Origin of the sequence: Kamptonema formosum PCC 10802 (genome assembly GCF_000332335.1) — a bacterium.
Classification (GTDB): domain Bacteria; phylum Cyanobacteriota; class Cyanobacteriia; order Cyanobacteriales; family Oscillatoriaceae; genus Oscillatoria.
In genome coordinates this window covers 280348-299881 of the sequence record NZ_KB235949.1, presented here as the reverse complement: position 1 = coordinate 299881, position 19534 = coordinate 280348, and the positions used below count along the sequence as shown (strand labels likewise).

The 19534-nt window shown below is 53.9% G+C and carries 8 protein-coding genes; 5 read left to right on the top strand and 3 right to left on the bottom strand.

The window, feature by feature from the left end; genetic code table 11:
* The first annotated feature begins 134 nt into the window (after positions 1-134).
* Both treY and OSC10802_RS0131855 read left to right on the top strand, forming a co-directional pair.
* Positions 135-2936, top strand: a complete 2802-nt coding sequence (treY, locus tag OSC10802_RS0131860; protein WP_017720821.1) for a malto-oligosyltrehalose synthase — start codon at positions 135-137, stop codon at positions 2934-2936.
* Positions 2937-3336: 400 nt separating this feature from the next.
* The gene (locus tag OSC10802_RS0131855; protein ID WP_017720820.1) at positions 3337-3612 is read left to right on the top strand and encodes a glycogen-binding domain-containing protein; all 276 of its coding nucleotides are present in this window, start codon (positions 3337-3339) and stop codon (positions 3610-3612) included.
* A 503-nt stretch (positions 3613-4115) separates the two neighbouring features.
* Here the strand turns inward: OSC10802_RS0131855 and OSC10802_RS51745 are convergent.
* Positions 4116-4280: a hypothetical protein gene (locus tag OSC10802_RS51745; RefSeq protein ID WP_017720817.1), complete on the bottom strand. Its 165-nt coding sequence runs from the start codon at positions 4278-4280 to the stop codon at positions 4116-4118.
* A gap of 256 nt (positions 4281-4536) precedes the next feature.
* Here OSC10802_RS51745 and OSC10802_RS0131835 point away from each other — a divergent pair, with 256 nt between their 5' ends.
* Complete coding sequence (locus OSC10802_RS0131835; RefSeq protein WP_155968962.1) at positions 4537-4857, top strand: cyclic nucleotide-binding domain-containing protein; 321 nt, start codon at positions 4537-4539, stop codon at positions 4855-4857.
* Positions 4858-5443: 586 nt separating this feature from the next.
* Here the strand turns inward: OSC10802_RS0131835 and treS are convergent.
* Positions 5444-8773, bottom strand: coding sequence for a maltose alpha-D-glucosyltransferase (treS, locus tag OSC10802_RS0131830; protein WP_017720816.1), 3330 nt, complete (start codon positions 8771-8773; stop codon positions 5444-5446).
* 540 nt (positions 8774-9313) lie between these two features.
* On the opposite strand from treS, the gene OSC10802_RS0131820 reads away from it, so the two are divergent.
* Entirely contained in the window at positions 9314-11365 is a 2052-nt protein-coding gene (locus OSC10802_RS0131820) for a caspase family protein (RefSeq protein WP_155968960.1), read from the top strand.
* 187 nt (positions 11366-11552) lie between these two features.
* Here the strand turns inward: OSC10802_RS0131820 and cobA are convergent, their stop codons facing one another.
* Positions 11553-12356 (bottom strand): uroporphyrinogen-III C-methyltransferase, encoded by an 804-nt coding sequence (gene cobA / locus OSC10802_RS0131815; protein ID WP_017720813.1) that lies wholly within the window; start codon positions 12354-12356, stop codon positions 11553-11555.
* 318 nt (positions 12357-12674) lie between these two features.
* On the opposite strand from cobA, the gene OSC10802_RS0131810 reads away from it, so the two are divergent.
* Positions 12675-19505, top strand: coding sequence for a CHAT domain-containing protein (locus tag OSC10802_RS0131810; protein WP_155968958.1), 6831 nt, complete (start codon positions 12675-12677; stop codon positions 19503-19505).
* Positions 19506-19534 lie beyond the last annotated feature (29 nt).

The window sequence follows — 19534 nt, the reverse complement described above, 5'->3', positions numbered from 1 at the left end:
CTTTAGCCCAAAGTTTGTAGTTGGGCTTTAGCCCAAAGTTTGTAGTTGGGCTTTAGCCCAAAGTTTGTAGTTGGGCTTTAGCCCAACCCGCCCACACGGGGTTCAGACCGCTGTTTAGAAGTGAGAGTTCAAGCATGAGAATTCCAGTAGCAACTTACAGGATTCAAGTTAATTCAGCATTTAACTTTGAGGCGACAAAAAACCTAATTCCTTACCTGAAAGAATTAGGGATTTCAGAGATTTACGTCTCGCCAATTTTCAAAGCCCGAAAAGGCAGCAGCCACGGCTATGATGTCGTCGATCACTCTCAAATTAATCCTGAATTGGGTACGCCAGAGGAATTGGAAGCGCTGGTGAGCGAACTCCAGCAGCGCGACATGGGGTGGGTGCAGGATATCGTTCCCAACCACATGGCGTATGACAGCCAAAACCTGTGGCTGATGGACATTATGGAAAATGGCCAAGACTCCGATTACAGTGACTACTTCGACATTGAGTGGAATCACCCGTATGAAGATATCAAGGGGCGAGTGCTCGCTCCCATGCTGGGCACGTTTTACGGAGAAGCCCTGGAAAATGGCGAGATTCAGCTGAGCTATGAGGAGAGCGGGCTGAGCGTGAATTACTACAGCCTTAAGCTGCCGGTGCGCATAGAATCTTACTCCCGGTTCCTCACGCACAATTTGGGCTATTTGCCGAGAGCGCTAGGGGGAAGGAACCATCCAGACTTTATGAAGTTTCTGGGGATTTTTTACCTGATCAAGAACCTTCCCAGCGAGCCCAAAGGCAAAGAGCGATATGACCAGCTAGCCTTTGTCAAAGGACTGTTGTGGGAGCTGTACACGCAAAACCCTCACGTCCAAGAATTTATCGACAGCAATGTAAAAGTTTTTAATGGAGAGAAGGGGAACCCCGAGAGTTTTAACCTTCTGGACAGTTTGCTTGCGGAACAGTTCTACCGGCTCTCTTTCTGGAAAGTCGGGGCGGAAGAAATCAATTACCGGAGATTTTTTACCGTCAACGAACTGATCTGTGTCAAAATCCAAGAGCTGAAAGTTTTCAACAAAGCGCACGCTCTGGTTAGCAAGCTGGTTGAAGAAGGAAAAATAACCGGCTTGAGGGTAGACCACATTGACGGACTGTATGACCCAACAGAATACCTCAAGAGACTGCGGCAGAAAGTGGGAACTGCCTACATCACAGTTGAGAAGATTTTGGAGCTGAAGGAAAACTTGCCCGAAGGGTGGCCCATTCAGGGGACAAGCGGCTACGATTTCTTGAACTACCTCAATGGGATTTTTTGCCGGCGGGAGACGGAGCGCAAGTTTACCGAAATCTACAGTAACTTTACTGACTGTCACAGCTCTTACCAGCGGCTGTGTCTTGAGAAAAAACACCTGATTGTCGATAAGAACTTTGCCGGAGATGTAGACAATCTGGCTCAAATCCTGAAAAAAATAGCCGGTCAGTCCAGGCGCTCCAGCGATTTTACCCTGAACGGCTTGAAAAGAACCCTTTCTGAAGTGCTGGCGCTTTTCCCAGTTTACCGCACCTATGTCAATGGGGATGGGATGCGGGAAGACGACCGCGCCTACATCCAGGAAGTTATCGAAGAAGCGAAAAAGCGAATTCCGCTGCTTTTGAACGAACTTAACTTTATTGAAAACTTGCTGTTGCGGGAATTTGAAAAGCCGCTCCCGCCAGAAGACGCTCAGCGGCTCCACTTCGTGATGCGGCTGCAGCAGGTGACTGGCCCTCTGATGGCGAAAGGGATTGAGGACACGCTATTCTACGTGTACAACCGGCTGATCTCCTTGAATGAAGTGGGGGGCAACCCTGGAAAATTTGGCATCACCGCCGAGGAGTTCCACTCATTCAATCAACAGCAGATGGCCCATTGGCCTCACAAGATGAATGCGACCGCAACCCACGACACCAAACGAGGCGAGGATGCGCGGGCGAGACTGAATGTGCTTTCAGAAATCCCGGAAGAATGGGAAAAACAGGTAAAGCGCTGGAGTGAGATCAATCGCTCTCATAAAATCGAGGTTGGCGGGCGAGCGGTGCCGGCTGCCAATGACGAATATTTCTTTTACCAGACCTTGGTTGGGGCTTTCCCGGGTTATGAAAGTGAGCGGGCTGAGTTCGTCGGGCGGGTTAAAGACTACATGCTCAAGTCCGTAAGGGAAGCCAAGCTGCACACCGCTTGGCTGCGCCCCGATACGGAATATGAAGAGGGATTTCTAGCCTTTGTGGGGAAAGTCTTAGATCCTTCTGACTCAAATGAATTCGTGAAGGAGTTTCTGCCCTTCCAGAAGTGGGTGGCTGGCTATGGCATCTTTAACTCGCTTTCGCAGACCTTGCTGAAAATCGCTTCTCCAGGCGTGCCCGATTTTTATCAGGGAACGGAATTGTGGGATTTGAGTATGGTAGACCCGGACAACCGGCGTCCGGTTAATTTCGACCGGCGCATCTGGTTTTTGCAGGAGCTCAAAGAGAAAGCCAAGACAGATATTCTGAAACTCCTGCAGGCTCTCCTGTCGGATAAGGAAGATGGGCGGATTAAGTTCTTTCTAACGTTTCAAGCCCTGCAGGCGCGCTGCCAAAATTTGGAAGTGTTCCAGACAGGAGATTACCAGCCTCTGAAGGTGGCAGGCAAGTTCAAGGAGCATATTGTGGCTTTTGCCAGAAGCTCTGGCGACACGACAGCGATCGCCGTTGCCCCCCGATTCCTCACAGCGCTAGTGACGCCTGAGGGGTATCCCCTCGGCGAACAAGTCTGGGCGGACACTCACATCGAGATCCCGCAAGGTGCGCCGTCTTTTTGGCACAATGCTATCACCGAGCAGACGATTTCTGGCGGTGACAAGATGGCGATCTCAGAGATCCTGCAACACTTCCCTGTGGCGCTGCTCGTCAGCCGGCGCACCCCGTGATAGTTCCTTTTTCTCCTCGTTCCCAGGCTCCGCCTGGGAACGCAGTCTTAGAGGCTCTGCCTCTTTCCGCCCCGGAGCGCAGTCTTGGAGACTCCGCCTCCCACACCGGCATTCCCCCGGCTGCGCAGAGAGCGATAGTTTTTTGTATCCGGCGCTACAAGCTAACTTAATATTACTCCATTCTTGCGGTAGAGCTAAGTTAATTCCTCAGTTAGATGGTAGGGGAACAAGTGGCAGTTATTGTAGAAAAAGGTTACAGTTATAGCGTCTCTCATATTAGTGAGGTACTGAGAAACCCGGTTTCTTTAAGAAACCGGGTTTCTGGGCCAGAGTTCATCCAACTGAGAACTGCTATAGCAGCTGATGTGCGAATGCCGGTTGAATCAAGCGGAGAAGTCTTATGAGCAGCCTAATTGAATTTAAGTTATTCGCCCCTTATAACAAAGGGGCTGTTTTGATTGGGGATTTTTCAGATTGGAAAGAAATCCCGATGCAGAAAGACGACCGGGGGGACTTTCGCACTGAGGTTCAACTGGAAGACGGCGTTTATCAATATAAATTCCGCGTTCAGTCCCGAAGTGGGTTTCGCAAGCCGGATGAATGGGTGGAAATCAATGACCCCTGGGTGAGGGAACTCGACGGGAAGACAAAAAACGGTGTGGCCCGCATCAAATAGGGCCGGCGGATTCTGGATACCTACGTTTGGCAGCATGACGGCAAACCGCTGCTTCCCAATGAAGGCGCTAAACATTGTATCAGCGATCTCGCCCGACTTACTGCAGCTATTTATGGCCGTGAGTTTCGGTCTTTTTAAAGCGTTAGAAGCAGAGCTTCAGGACTTGACTGCTGTGCCATATTGACGAAATGTTGCTGTGTCGCTGGGAATCTGCAACTGAGAATTTCGGGACATCTCCAGCTGCCTTGTTTATTTCAAATCGGTTAACCTATCAAATCACTGCCGGGAGTGAAAATTTATTGCTGTACATCTATTTAACAGTTCGCAGCTGGCGCAACTTCTGCCCAAGGAATGAAGTTCAGCTGTTTTGCTCTGCGCCAAAAATACGCCTGAAGAGATACAGGGCGAGCTTTAAAGCACCATTACCGTTAAAAAACTTCCTCTTATAAAAATAGAAAAAACTCCCAGGACTTCAGTAGAGCCGTACAGGGAGAGGGCCTATGTCAAGAAACGCTATCGTCCTTGGATCTCACATAGCTCTGCAGCCATTGCTCTGAGACTCCGGCGATTTTGGCAGTCTGAGACAAGCTAAAGTTTTCTCTCAGCAATTTGTCAATCAATATCTGGATTTTCTTAGGAGAAATAACCTCGCTTTGGTAGTTTTGCATGAGCGGTCTGCCCTAAGTTCACTAAGCGCCGCAAAACTTCTTCGCGCCGCCTTGTATTCACTGTACCGTTTTGGCGAGGGGTTGTCTGTACGCTACCGTACCGTTGCAACTGAGACACTGACTGGCTCTTGCCTTTGCTGTATAGTAGATCACATAATTTCTTAACAAAAAATTCATCTGCAGTGGTACGAGGAGCCGGTGCGGCTAACTGTATGCTATACCCAAAGTGGTGTCAAGGAGGCTCCTCATGATACCGGTGTTTCAAAGCTTACGCAATCCCGCTGGGAACAAGCTTCTGGCTGCTTTGCCGGCAGAAGAATACCAGCGTCTCAAGCCCGTGCTAGAGGCCGTTACCCTGCCTTTTAAGCAATATCTCTACCACTGCAACCAACCCATCGAGTATGTCTATTTTCCCAACCGTGGCGTCATTTCCGTGGTCGCCCTCCTGGCAGACGGCGGCAGCGCCGAAGTGGCTATGACCGGCAGTGAAGGAATGGTAGGGATCTCAATATTGCTGGGGGGGATCGGATTCCCAATGAGACTTTTGTGCGGATTCCGGGCGACGCCCTGCGAATGAAAGCGGATGCATTCCGCAACGCCAGCGCCGGGGTCCTGAAGTTGAGTTGGGTTTACTGACAGTTGTGTCATGATTCATTTAAGGATTGAGATTGACTAAAATCCTCTCCTTCCCAGGCGGAAGGAGAAATATCGCGGTTCTCAGTTGGATGAACTATGACCCAGAAACCCGGTTTCTTAAAGAAACCGGGTTTCTCAGTACCTCACAAAGGATGAGAAACGCGCTCAGGCTGTTAGGCTAATATCCCTCTTTTGTCAAACAAGGGTGAAAGCCGGATCTGTCGTTGCCTGAAATAGCGCAAATTCGTCAAATTGCCCCAACGTGACAGAAGAGGGATATAGCAGCAGTCATATTGGTTCGGACAATAGGAGCTTCGGGAGCGGGGGAGCAAGGGAGGCCGGAATGTAGGATTCCTAAATGCTTACTGCTATATAGACGTAGGGCAGGCGTCCCGCCCCCCCTCAAGGTCTAATGTCCTAATCTAAGTGGCTACTGCTCTAATACTGCTTGGTGGAGAGAGGAGGCACAGCCTCCTGAGCTGCGTTTCCCGGCGGAGCAGGAGAACGAGCGGAAAAATCGAAAAGGCTTACAGTTGGAGGAGCCGTTTCAGCAATATCTCAACCCATTCGGGGCGCTGTTTGAGCTGGTAGCCCAATTCATAGATGACTTTTTCCAGCAAATATCCATCCAAAAGCACTTGCAATTCTTGCTGACTTTTTGGTAAGAAAGAGTCTTGGCTCGCCGTTTCCAGATAGCCATTCAGGAAAGCAGCGCTCACCCAAGAATACCAAAACTGCACCCATTGCTCCATCAAGGGGAGGCTGTCCGGACGAACCATGCCGCTTTCCACTTCATTGCGCAGCGCTGTTTGAGCCGCGTAGTTAAATGAGTGCAGCATTCGCGTCACGTCTCGCAGGGGCGAGCGCTTGATGCGCCGCTCGCTAAAACTGCGAGAAGGCTCTCCCTCAAAGTCAATAATTGTGAAGTCCTTGCCAGTGTAAAGCACTTGCCCGAGATGGTAGTTCCCGTGACAGCGGGTGCGCAGGGCGGTGATTTTTAGGTTGAGAACCGCCTGGAACCGTGCCAGAAATTCTTTTTGCCGGTTAAGAACGGCGTGCGCCAACTTTTGAGTGTTGGGTGGCAAGTCCTCCAGGCGATCTTTCAGCAGCAGGAAGACTTGCCCGGTGAGGGTGCGCGAGTGCTGGTAGATGGAGCGCTGGTAAAATGACGAAAAGGGTTCTGGGGCGAAGTTGGGATTCTCGGAGTCAGAAGCGAGCGCGATGTGGAGTTCGCCGGTGCGCTGACCGAGCAGTTTAGCGTTTGACAGGTAAGAACCGATCGTTTGGGAAGCGATTTCGGGAATCTCAGCGGCTTGCCAATCTAGCAGGGAGTCAGGGGGAACCGGCAGTTCTGCGGTCGCCCCCTGCTGCGCCATAACGCTGTCAAAATATTGGCGCAGGCTGTCGAGCGTGTAGTCCCAGGCATTGCGGGCGTCTGCAATAAACTCTTGCAATATCCCCACCGTCATCGGTTGCGCTTTTGGCCGGCGGTACTGCAGCACCCCGGCAATGGTGGGAAAGTTTTTAAAGAGTTTTTTCTCGCCCAAGAAGCGCGCGACCTCCAATTCGGGATTGACGCCCTCCTCAACTTGGCGGAAGAGTTTGAAGATCAGGCGATCTCCATAAACCACAAAGGTGTGGCTCTGCTCTCCTTTCAGGAGTGCGCCGTCCAGCTGAGAGGCGGAACTGTCAAGATGCGGGAACAAATCAGTAGCCGTGGCTGCCAGTTCCCCTGCCATTCCTTTGCAGGAGCGACTGCCAGCAATCGCATCCAGGGGGAAGGTCAAAAAGTTTTTGTCCGCTATGGCGTCGAATAACACCCCAATTTCTTTTTTCCCTTTAACCTGCAGGCGAGCCACCACAGAGTCTGGCATTTCTGCCAAAAGGTGCGCCGCTTGTTCGCCTTCTGCCAGGGCTAGAATCAGGAAGTAAGTTTCGGGATCTCCCTCGGTATAGTCTGCCCGCAATAAAATCATCTGCGCTTCCATGTCTTTGTAGGGCACTGGAATTGCTTCCGCTATCTGTGCCGATTGAATTGTTCGGGCAGTGCCGGCGAACCAGCGACAGGTGTGCAGGTAATCTGTCAGAATAGATTCCAGAGCCTCTTTTGCCTCTAGCTGCGAAAAAACATTCTGCCACTTGCCGGTGACTGCCAGCACCGGCACCTCGGCGTGCGGTCGGGGCTGCTGGATTGTGCTGGGTTGAAGTTTGAGAGCGAACCAGTAAAATGAGTAGGGGCTCATGCTGAGGAAGTAGGGCAACTCCCCCACCGGCGGGAACGCTGTGCGCCCAAAAATTTCCACCGGCACCATCCCCTTAAACGCTGACAGGTCTAATTCCACCGTCTGGATAAAGCGGGACAAATTCGCCACCACCAGGATGTGCTCCCCAGCGCAGGTGCGCGTGAACGCGAGAACTTTGCGGTTTCCCGATTGCAGGAATTCAAAGCTGCCCCTCCCGAACGCCTGGAAGCGCTGGCGGGTGGCGATCAGGCGCTTCATCCAGTACCACAGGGAATTGGGGTTCGCCCGCTGCGCCTCCACATTCACCGCTGCGTAGTGGTATTCCGAATCCACTATAACGGGTAAATACAGCCGCTGGGGATTGGCGCGGCTGAAACCGGCATTTCGGTCGTCGCTCCACTGCATCGGCGTGCGCACGCCATTGCGATCGCCGGTATAAATATTGTCTCCCATGCCAATTTCATCCCCGTAGTAGAGCACCGGCGTTCCTGGCATAGACAGCAGCAATCCGTTCATCAATTCAATTTGCCGGCGGTCATTTCCCAGCAGGGGCGACAGCCGGCGGCGAATCCCCAAATTAATTCTCGCTTGCGGGTCTTGCGCGTACACCCGATACATATAATCCCGGTCTTCATCTGTTACCATTTCCAGGGTGAGTTCGTCGTGGTTGCGCAGGAACAGCCCCCACTGGCAGTTATCGGGAATCACCGGCGTCTGCTGGAGAATGTCAATAATCGGGAAGTTATCTTCCAGGCGCAGCGCCATGAACAGGCGCGGCATCAGGGGGAAGTGGAAGTTCATGTGGCACTCATTCCCCTCGCCGTAATATTGAGCCGCATCCTCAGGCCACTGATTGGCCTCGGCTAGCAGCATCCGGTTGGGAAATTTTGCGTCTGTGTGCGCTCGCAGCTGCTGCAGGAAGGCGTGGGTTTCCCCCAGGTTCTCACAGTTCGTCCCCTCGCGCTCGTACAGGTAAGGCACCGCATCCAGGCGCAGCCCGTCCACCCCCATTTCTAACCAGAAATCCAGCACCTCCAAGACCGCTTTGCGCACGGCTGGGCTGTCGTAGTTCAAATCCGGCTGGTGGGAGTAGAAGCGGTGCCAGTAATACGCTTTTGCCACCGGGTCCCAAGCCCAGTTAGACGTCTCAAAATCTTTGAATATAATCCGAGCGTCCCGGTATTTTTCTGGGCTGTCGCTCCACACATAGAAATCTCGCTCCTTGCTGCCCGCCGGCGCTCTTCGCGCCCTCTGAAACCAGGGATGCTGGTCTGAGGTGTGGTTGACGATTAACTCGATAATTACGCGAATGCCCCGCTGGTGTGCCGCTGACAAAAATTCTTTAAAATCTTCCAGTGTGCCGTAAATCGGGTTGACGCTGGTGCAGTCAGAAATGTCGTAGCCATCATCCCGCAGCGGCGAAGGAAAGAACGGCAGCAGCCACAGTGCTGTGACTCCTAAGTCTTGCAGGTAATCTAGCTTTTCTGTCAGCCCCCGAAAGTCTCCGATTCCGTCCCCATTGCTGTCGGCAAAGGCTCGCACAGGCACTTCGTAAATGATGGCGTCTTTGAACCACAGGGGGTCGTCATTCAATATCGAGTGCGGGTTTTGCATGGAAGATATTAGGTCCTTTTACCTTGAAGTTCTGTGAAATTATACAGCAAATCTCCTTATTCCCGCAACTGCCCATAGGAGTAATCATTTGGACAGATATTTTGGGTTAGGGGTTAGGGGTTAGGGGTTAGGGGTTAGGGGTTAGGGGTTAGGGGTTAGGGGTTAGTCAATGCCCCATGCCCCATGCCCCATGCCCCATGCCCCATGCCCCATGCCCCATGCCCCATGCCCCATGCCCCATGCCCCATGCCCCATGCCCCATGCCCTATCCCCAATCCAAAATCCAAAATCCAAAATCCAAAATCCAAAATCCTTGACATTTCAGGCATTTTGTGATAAGTATAAGCAAATCACCAGCTAGCGCAACAATAACGCCGGCAGGTGCGTGGCTACCGGCTGCTGGCCTGTCAAGGGAAGTCTGCGGGCCCTGCTGTAAAGCTGCCGGCGGAAGTCGAAAAAGCCAGTTTCCGGGCAGCAAAACGCTTTCTATTTGGGGGATTTAATGCGCCAAGTATTTTCGCCAGATTCAAGGAATTGCCAATGAAAAACTACGCCGGAATTGTAATCGGAATCAATAAATATCAGTTCTTTCACGCTTTAAGTTACGCAAAACAAGACGCACAGGCGCTAGAGAACTTTCTCATTGAGTCAGCCGGCTTTGCCCCTGACCGGTGTGTGCTGCTGACAGACACCTCGCCGCCTGCCGACAGCCACTCAACCTACCCAAACCGGCAAAATCTTCTCAGGATGATAGACGAGCAGTGCCGGCACCAGCTGCGCTCTGGAGATGTCCTGTGGCTGTTTTTCTGCGGAGTGGCTGTCAGCGCGGACGGAGAGGACTACCTGATGCCGGCAGACGGAAATCCTGCCGATATCGCCAGCACCGGCATTTCTGCCAGATGGCTTTTTAGCGCCCTCAAGTCTTGCCGGACTCAACAAGTGCTGGTCTTGCTAGATATGTACGCCGCCACCGGCTCGGAGCAGCAGATAGGATCTCGGATCGCGAAATTAGCTCGCGAGATGGAAATCCCGGTGCTGCTCTCCTGCCAGAACAGCGATTTTTCCTCAGAAACGGATGCCCTGCAACACGGATTTTTTACAGCGGCGCTCCTGGAAGGGCTGCGCTCTGGCAAGTGCAAAACCTTCGAGGGTCTGGCGGAATTCTTGAGCGATCGCCTGCCTCAATTGTGGGAAGAATATAAAAGCCCCCGGCAAGATTTATTAATCACATTCAACCCGCCAGAAAAACTCAGCTATACTCTTTTACCCGACATCGACTCGCCAACCCCAGAGCAGTGGTTGCTCCCCGCTGTGCCCCTCCGGCCTGAGGAGTGGGAGCTGGTTCCAGAACAAGTGGGGGCGCTCAGGGAGCCGGTGGCGACAGGAGCGGTGGCCAATGCCCTGACCGGCGAGCCCCCCGCGCAACCCAAGCCACCCGTGCTTTCTCACAACGGCAAGACTCCCCCAGAAACTAGCGCCCCCCAGCCACAAACGCCACAAACGCCGGTGCCCGCCTCTCCCACCGGCTCTCAGTCGCCGCCATCCCAGACACCACCCCCCCCTGGCACACCCACCCGGGGGGTGCCGGTAGCGCCCCTGGCCCTGGGTTTGCTGGGGAGTGCCGTCGTGGGGCTGCTGGTGCTATTTGGCTTTCTCGTCGCCGATTTGCTCAAATTTGGGCAGCAGAAGTTAGCTCACCAACCGGCACCGGCACCCTCTGAACAAGTGCCGGCGGCTGTCAAGCCAACTCCCACCGCCCCACCGGCACCTGTCAAACCCGCCGAACCCAAACCCCCAACACCGGTGGCGGTTATTCCCGCCCCACCGGCACCGGCACCTGCTAAACCCGCCGCAGCCAAACCGCCGGCACCTGCTAAACCCGCCGCAGCCAAACCGCCGGCACCGGCTAAACCCGCCGCAGCCAAACCGCCGGCACCGGTGGCGGTTATTCCCGCCGCACCGGCTAAACCGCCCAAGAATCCGCAAGAGGCGAACCAGCAGAAGCTGAACAAAGCGCTTGTGTCGCTGCAACCGACTCAGGCGTACCAGTTCAGTGACGCCATCGCCCAAGCTCGGCAAATTCCCAAGAATGACCCCCTCTATCAAGAAGCCCAGAACAATATTGACCGCTGGGGGAGGGTGATTTTCGATATTGCCATCGCTCGCGCCAAACAGGAAAATTATAAGGACGCTATCGCCGCAGGCCGGCTCGTGCCCTCGGAAGCGACTGAGGTTCATAAGCGAACGCAGCAGCTAATTGACGTTTGGGAAAAGCTCTACAAGGACGATATCACCAACAAGCGCCTGCTGGCGGACGCGCAAAAACTCGTCCGGCGGGGACAGGCATCTTCTTATAGCAAAGCGATCGCCAAAGTCCGGGATATCGGCCCCGAAGATCCCCATTACCAGGAAGCCCGAACCCTGATTAACCAGTGGGGCGACAGTATTTGGCAAATCGCTCAATATCGCGCCCGCGTCCGGATGCTGCCGGCGGCTATTGCGGCGGCGAAGTTAGTCCCCTCTGACACGCCCGCCGGCACTGCCGCCCAGAAAGCCCTCAAACAGTGGCAGCCCCCGCAGCGCGCCCGATAGGTGTTGCTCTTCGAGGGGGCCAGAAACCGGGTTTCTCGATCGACTCTCGTTCTCTGCCGAGAAACTTGGTTAAGAAACCCGCTTTCTTCCTCTCGGGGGCCAGAAACCGGGTTTCTCGATCGACTCTCGTTCTCTGCCGAGAAACTTGGTTAAGAAACCCGGTTTCTTCCTCTCGGGGCACAAGGGGTCAGGGGTGATAGACCACCGGCCTGCAATGGGCCAAAACGCTGTGCAGCTTCACCACGTCCCCGATGGCGGCGATTGCCGGCGCTTCAAAGCCAGTTTCCTCAACTTGCCGCACAATGGTGGCCAGCGTGCCGGTCAGTTCTTCTTGATCCGGGCGCGTCCCCCAGCGAATTAAGGCCACCGGCGTTTCCGGGCTGCGACCGGCTGCAACGAGCTCCGCAATGATATGCGGCAGGTTGTGAATGCCCATATAGATAACGATGGTTTCGGAACCGTGCGCGATGGCCTGCCAGTTGACTTCGGGCCGGTACTTGCCCGCCGCTTCGTGGCCGGTGACAAATGTTACTGAGGAGCTGTAAGATCTGTGTGTGAGGGGAATTCCTGCGTAGGCCGGTGCGGCAATCCCTGATGTCACCCCCGGCACGACTTCCACCGGCACCCCGGCGGCGACCAAATCTTCCATTTCTTCTCCGCCGCGACCGAACACAAATGGATCGCCCCCTTTCAGCCGCACGACGACTGCATGGGTGTGCGCTTTTTCTATCAGCAGCTTAGCTGTCTCTTCCTGCACCAGGGAGTGACGCCCCCGGCGCTTGCCGGCATGAATTTTTTCCGCATGCGGGTTAATTAGGGCCAGAATTTGCGGGCTGATCAGGGCGTCATAAATCACCGCGTCAGCGCACTCCAATAGCGTTTTGCCTTTCACTGTCAGCAAACCGGGATCTCCCGGACCGGCACCCACTAGATACACTTTACCCAGACACTTCTTTTCGTTCGCCTTGTTGGGGGAAGTTTCAGCAGTCATAGGGTTTAAGTTAAATGAAGACTCTGTTCGAACGCTCAGCGGCATGAATTTGGGGTTCACCTACTCTTACTACTGTAAAATATCAACCGGAGGACATCGTATATTTGGCTACTAATAATATGTTATAATGATTTTATTTATGTTTTACATGCACTTTTTGCATCCCTCACCGGGCCGGTGGGAGAAACAGAGCGCCGGCTCACCCCGCCTTTCTGGGCCCGCTCATCGTTGAGGGGCGCAACCCCTCATGCGAGACAGGTCATGTTATGCTATTATAAAAAGTTTTTTGATCAATAAACCCCTTAGGAGCCAAGCCTTATGAAACCCCTTACTGACAGACGGATGAGCGCGTTACTGGTTGCTGTTCCCATTCTCGCTGCAGTTTGGGCACCGGCACTCACCCAAGCGCAAACTATCGCACCGGCAGCCGACGGCACCGGCACAGCGGTCACGCCTGAGGGAAATATCCTTAACATACAAGGCGGCTCTCTGTCAAGAGATGGCGCGAATCTTTTCCACAGTTTCCAGAAATTTGGCCTCAGTGAGGGAGAGACTGCCAACTTCCTCAGCAATCCCGATATCCGCAATATTTTCGGGCGAGTAATCGGGGGGGACGCCTCTTATATAAATGGCTTAATTCAAGTTAGCGGGGGGAACTCCAATCTCTTCTTAATGAACCCCGCCGGCATCCTATTTGGCCCAAATGCTTCTTTAAACGTGCCGGCATCCTTCACCGCGACAACCGCCACCGGCATCGGGTTTGGTGCGGGCTGGTTTAATGCGGTTGGCAGCAATGATTATAATGTGTTAGTGGGGACGCCGAGTGCGTTCAATTTTGCCGTATCACAGCCCGGGGCGATTGTCAATGAGGGGAATTTAAGCTTAACATCTGGGAGCAGTCTAACGCTGTTGGGCGGGACAGTAATAAACACCGGCACCCTGACAAGTCCTGGGGGGAATATTACGGTAGCGGCAGTGCCGGGTGACAGTGCGGTGCGGATTTCTCAAGAGGGGCATTTGTTGAGTTTGGACATCGAGCCGGCGGCGCTAACAGGATCTGAGGTTGCGGCGGGACTGCAGCCTCTTTCTTTACCGCAATTGCTGACCGGCAGACCAGATTTTGGGCACGCCTCCGCACTGAGTGTGAGTGAAACAGGCGAGGTGTTCCTGACGGGTTCTGGGGTGAGAATACCGGCATCAGGGGGGATAGCTGCCGGCAATATTGACACGAGTTCGGAATCGGGGGACGGCGGGGCGATTACCTTGAATGCTACATTAGATATTATAACAGATTCCCTGCAGACAGCCGCCGGCGGCACCGGCACTGGGGGGAATATCGCCATTTCTAGCAGTGCCGGTGGGATTAATACAAGTGCCGGTGTTCTAGACGCCAGTTCTTATGATGGGGATGGGGGGAATGTCACCCTGACGGCGGAACGAGACATTATAACAGGTGAGATTTTATCGGCGTCGGGTGAAATTCTTTCTTTAGGGACAGATGAGTGGGGCACTGAGCAGTTTTCATCGAAGGGAGGCACCGGCACGGGAGGGAATATCACCCTGGACAGTCGCAGCGGTGCCATTGATAGCAGCGCCGGCAGTCTGTCCGCTTATTCCCTGGAAAGTGATGGGGGTTCTGTTACCCTAACTGCCTTAGGGGATATTAAGACAGGTAACATCAGATCGCCTTCAGGTTTTTATAACTGGACTGCATCTACTTGGCAGGGCACCGGCACCGGCAATGGGGGGAATATCGCCCTCAATAGCAGTGCCGGTGGCATTGATACTGCCTCCGGCAGGCTAAATTCCAATTCAAAACAGGGGAATGGGGGTTCAGTCACCCTGACGGCTTCTGGGGATATTCAGACAGGTGATATCTCTTCTTTTTCTGGTTACTACGACTACAGTACAGAGACGTGGGCGGGCACAGGCAGTGGGGGGAATATCGCCCTCAGTAGCAGTGCCGGTGCCATTGATACAGCCAGTGGGAGACTATTCTCTGATTCAAGTCAGAGGAATGCGGGTTCTGTCACCCTGACAGCTTCTGGGAATATTAAGATAAGTGGCATAGACTCACATTCGGAGGGCACCGGCAGTGGGGGAAATATCACCCTCAATAGCAGTGCCGGGTCCATTGACAGTGCCTGGGGCTGGCTAGAATCTTCTTCCTTTCAGGGGAATGGGGGTTCTGTCAGCCTGACGGCTTCTGGGGATATTAAGATAGGTGAAATCGAGTCGCATTCTTATGGCACCGGCAGTGGGGGGAATATCGCCCTCAATAGCCGTGCCGGTGCCATTGATGCTGCCAGTGGAGTGCTATCCTCTTATTCAAATCAGGGGAATGGGGGTTCAGTCACCCTAACGGCTTTTGGCGATATTAAGATACGTTCCATCAGCTCGGTGTCGCATGGCACCGGCAGTGGGGGAAAGCTTGAACTCAATAGCAGTGCCGGTGGCATTGATGCTGCTAGCACGCTAATCTCTTCTTCCAGTCAGGGGAATGGGGGTTCAGTCACCCTGACAGCTTCTGGAGATATTAAAGCCAGTGACATCAAGTCGTATTCGCAGGGGGCAGGCAGTGGGGGAAATATCTCCCTCACCAGTCGTGCCGGTGCGATTGATACTACCAGTGCCCTGCTGGACAGTCAGCTGTACGACTCTTCTTCAAGTCAGGGGAATGGGGGATCACTCACCCTCTCTGCCAGCGGTATTATCACCACAGGTGACATCAAATCCTCTGGCTTTTTGCGGGGGGGAGACATTACCATCACCAGCCAGTTGAGTGATATCATCAACCAGGGATTTATTGAGTTCTCTTCTGAGAGTGGCACTCCAGGCGCGCTCACCATAAACGCATTTGCCGGCAGCATCTCCACAGGGAACCTCAGCGGTGCGCGAAATGTCACGATTGCCGGTGGGGGAAAAGACGAGCCAATTGGTGCCAGCGCAGATGCTAGCGTCACTGCCGGTGCGGAGAAGATTAACACGCTAGCAGGGAATGTCACTTTGGCAGCTCACAATGATATTACGGTTAATGAACCCATTCAAACCGACTCGATCGCCAGTTTGGAACTGATTGCCGGTCGAAGCATCAACATTAACGCCAGCATCGACACTTCAGGAAGCAATGGGGATATCGCCCTGCGAGCGAACAATAACAGCGCCAATCTCAATTATCGCGAAAAAGGTCCCGGTTCGGTGAGGATGGCACCGGGGACTGCCCTCAATGCCGGCAGCGGGAATATTGTGATAGAATTGGGAAGACTTGCCGAAGTGGGGGACATCACCCTCAGCGATATAAACACGGCAGGCGCTCTCACCGTCAGTGCCGCAACCGGCAATATCCTGCGCAGCTCACCCGACTCCTTAATTACCGCAGGGAGTGCCTTTTTCCAGACAGCAAGGTTAGGCACTGGCGGCATTGGGCTGCCGGCAGAACCGCTGCGCATCAGTGTCCGCAATTTAGAGGCAACTGCGGGAAGTGGCGGAGCCTTTTTCCAGTCTCCAGAGGGGGGCGTAACTGTCGGTGGCGCTACCGATTTCCCTATAGGGATTCTCACTTCAGGTGGGGGTGAGATTTCGATAAGCGCCGCCGGGAACATCACGATTGCCGAAACGGTGAGTGCGCCTAGTATACTGTCTGGCGATGCGGGGAATATCACCCTTAACAGTACCGGCGGTGTCATTGACACCCGCGCGGGATCTCTCAATTCCAGCGCCGCACAGGGGAATGGGGGTGCTGTCACCCTGACGGCTTCTGGGGATATTAAGACGGGTGACATCTCGTCGAGTTCAGACACCGGCACTGGGGGGAAAATCGCACTGAATAGCAGTGGCGGTGGCATTGATACTGTCAGTGGCATGCTATCCTCTGATTCAAGTCAGGAGAATGGAGGTTCAGTCACCCTGACGGCTTTTGGGGATATTAAGGCGGGTAACATCCTATCCTGTTCCTATGGCACCGGCAGTGGGGGGGATATCGCACTCACTAGCAGTGCCGGTGGCATTGACACAACCGGTGCCGGGCTGTCTTCTTTTTCCGACGCGGGAAATGGGGGTGCTGTCACCCTGATGGCTTTTGGGAATATTAAGGCGGGTAACATCTTATCCTCTTCCTATGGCACCAGCAGTGGGGGGGATATCGCACTCACTAGCAGTGCCGGTACTATTAACACTGCCAATAATAGCGAGCTGTCCTCTACTTCAACGCAGGGAAATGCGGGTGCTGTCACCCTCACAGCCTCAGGGGATATTAAAACAAGTGACATCCGCTCGTTTTCCTGGGGGGGAGGCAGTGGGGGAAATATCCAGATAACAAGCATAGCCGGTGGTATTGATACCGCCACTGGCGCGCTGAAGTCTGATTCAAATCAGGGGCATGGGGGTTCTGTCACCCTGAGGGCTTCTGGCGATATTAAAACAGCTAACATCGAGTCGTTTTCCCAGGGGGCAGGCAGTGGGGGGAATATCGAACTCACCAGCCATGCCGGTGGCATTGACACCGCTGCTGGCTGGCTGTACTCTTATTCAAGTCAGGGGAATGGGGGTTCTGTCACCCTGACGGCTTCTGGGGATATTAAGACAGCGCAGATTGCCTCAATGGCGGGTTTTCAAACTGAGGATGTGTGCGAGGATATGACTTGTGTGCTGAACTTCATCCCACTAGAGGGCAGCACCGGCACCGGCGGAAACATCACAATTGAAAGCAGCAATGGTGCCATAAACACCAGCGCCGGCGCACTCAACACCATGTCTTCCGGAGGGGCTGCCGGCAGTGTTACCATTCATGCCGCCAGACACGTCGAAACCGCAAGCATCCGCTCAGATGGTTTCTCGCAAGGCGGCAATCTCAGCATCCGCAGCGACAGTTCAAACAGTATCGCTGTCGGCGGCAATTTGGACACCTATTCTACGAATGGCACTGCCGGCGATATCACCCTATCAAGTCCGGGCAGAATTACCCTCACAGCTAACATTACCTCCTACGGACAAACTCAAAGTGGCGACATTACTGTCAGCAGCGCCAGCAACACCGTCGAGACAAATGCTATCACAACCCAATCGGGAACCGGTCCTGCCGGCAATATTACTATCAACGGCAATAACATTGCGGCAGGCAACCTGGATTCCATCGGCAGCACCGGCGCGGGCAATATTGAAGTGCGTGCCGGCAGCAACGTCACGACTCTTAATATCCAGTCGCGCACAGATGAGGGAAATTCGGGTAAGATCGATGTGTCAGCCGGCAGCGACATCAGCACCGGCAGCCAAACCACGAGCGCCACTAACGGCAATTCCGGGAATATCACCAATACTGCCGGTGGCGATGTGACTGCCGGCAATCAAACCACGAGCGCCATCAATGGCAATTCCGGGAATATCACCAATACTGCCGGTGGCGATGTGACTGCCGGCAATCAAACCACGAGCGCCACCAATGGCAATTCCGGGAATATCACAAATACTGCCGGTGGGAATATAAACACCGGCAACCAAACCAGCAGCGCTATTGGCGGAACTGCCGGCACCATTACCAACAGTGCCGGTGGCAGCATAAACACCGGCAATCTCACCTCGTCAGGCACACAAGAGAGCGGGGAAATCTCACTCAATAGTGGGACGGGAGAAATCAATACGGGTGAGATCCGCACGGGTGCGGAAGAAGTCAGCAACGCCAGTAACAGTGCTGCCGGCAATCCCAGCGCTCCCGCAGTCAACAGCACTCCCGTTGCGAACAGTCAGGACTTTAGTCCTCAAAAAGTTCCCCAAAACAGTATAATTGAATCCGTGCCGGTGCAAAGCAGTATTATCATCACTCTATCTGGCAATACGAGCAGCAGCACCGGCAGCAACAGTCCCCTCAACAGCAACCGCAGCGCCCAACAGATGGTAGGGAGTCTCAGCACCGCAAACAGCAGCCCTCTGGCGGTGAATGCAGCGGAAGCAGTGGCGCAACTAGAGCAGCGGCGGGATAAGGAATTTGGCGATTACTTCGGGCAAAATCTCTCCAACCAGCTGACAAACCCAGAAAGCATCCGAGACGCTTTGGCAACCATTGCTTCCCAAACCGGCAACCGCTCTGCTATCATATATGTAACGGCACTGCCCGAGGAATTGGAACTGGTAGTGCTGACGCCAGAAGGCAAATTGATTCGTAAGACTGTGCCGGCAGCCAAGCGGGAAAACCTGTTTCTTGCTATGTGGGATTTTCGCGAGATCCTGGCAGATGTAAAGCAGCGGAACAAAACCAGCTATTTGCAGCCAGCGCAGCAGCTATATCAGTGGCTGATTGCGCCAATTGAAGCCGAACTGCAAGCGGCTAAAATTGATACGCTGCTCTTCAGTATGGATGCGGGGTTGCGCAGTCTGCCGGTGGCGGCGCTGCACGACGGCAAACAGTTTATCGTGGAAAAATACAGTCTCGCCTTAATACCGAGCGTCAGTTTGATGGACACTCGCTATCAGTCCCTTAAGGGGGCGCAAGTGCTGGCGATGGGCGCTTCGCAATTTCGCGACCAAAATCCCTTGCCGGCGGTGCCGGTGGAACTAGACGAGATTACCCAGAACTTGTGGCAGGGCAAAGCTTTCCTGAATCAGGACTTCACTCGCTCCAACCTTATGGCGCAGCGTTCTAACTATTCCTATCCTATCATTCACCTGGCAACACATGGCGAATTCCAAGCGGGAAATATCGGCAACTCTTACATTCAGCTGTGGGACGAAAAATTGCGCCTCGACGAGCTGCGCAACCTTCGCCTGAACAGTCCGCCGGTGGAGTTGCTGGTGCTGTCTGCCTGTCGCACAGCAATAGGGGATGAAAAAGCGGAGTTGGGGTTTGCCGGTTTTGCCGTGGCGGCGGGAGTCAAAACAGCTATGGCGAGTTTGTGGTACGTTAGCGATGCCGGCACTTTGGGGCTGATGACCGAGTTTTACAGCCACCTCAGTGATGCTAAGATTAAGGCGGAGGCGCTGCGTCAAGCTCAACTAGCGATGATTCGGGGAGAAGTGCGGATAGAAGGGGGTGAGTTGCGCGGGAGTGGAACTCGCAGCGGCGTTTCCCTGCCGGCAGAAGTGCTCAAGGAGGGCTCTCACAATCTCAAGCATCCTTATTATTGGTCTGGCTTTACCATGATTGGCAGTCCGTGGTAAAATCCCCTCGTTCCGGGACGCTGCGGGAC

What these genes read in the sequence shown, in the direction of transcription:
- treY (WP_017720821.1), top strand. Translation starts at nt 135, where the DNA reads ATGAGAATTCCAGTAGCAACTTACAGGATTCAAGTTAATTCAGCATTT.
- OSC10802_RS0131855 (WP_017720820.1), top strand. Translation starts at nt 3,337, where the DNA reads ATGAGCAGCCTAATTGAATTTAAGTTATTCGCCCCTTATAACAAAGGG.
- OSC10802_RS51745 (WP_017720817.1), bottom strand. Translation starts at nt 4,280, where the DNA reads ATGCAAAACTACCAAAGCGAGGTTATTTCTCCTAAGAAAATCCAGATA.
- treS (WP_017720816.1), bottom strand. Translation starts at nt 8,773, where the DNA reads ATGCAAAACCCGCACTCGATATTGAATGACGACCCCCTGTGGTTCAAA.
- OSC10802_RS0131820 (WP_155968960.1), top strand. Translation starts at nt 9,314, where the DNA reads ATGAAAAACTACGCCGGAATTGTAATCGGAATCAATAAATATCAGTTC.
- cobA (WP_017720813.1), bottom strand. Translation starts at nt 12,356, where the DNA reads ATGACTGCTGAAACTTCCCCCAACAAGGCGAACGAAAAGAAGTGTCTG.
- OSC10802_RS0131810 (WP_155968958.1), top strand. Translation starts at nt 12,675, where the DNA reads ATGAAACCCCTTACTGACAGACGGATGAGCGCGTTACTGGTTGCTGTT.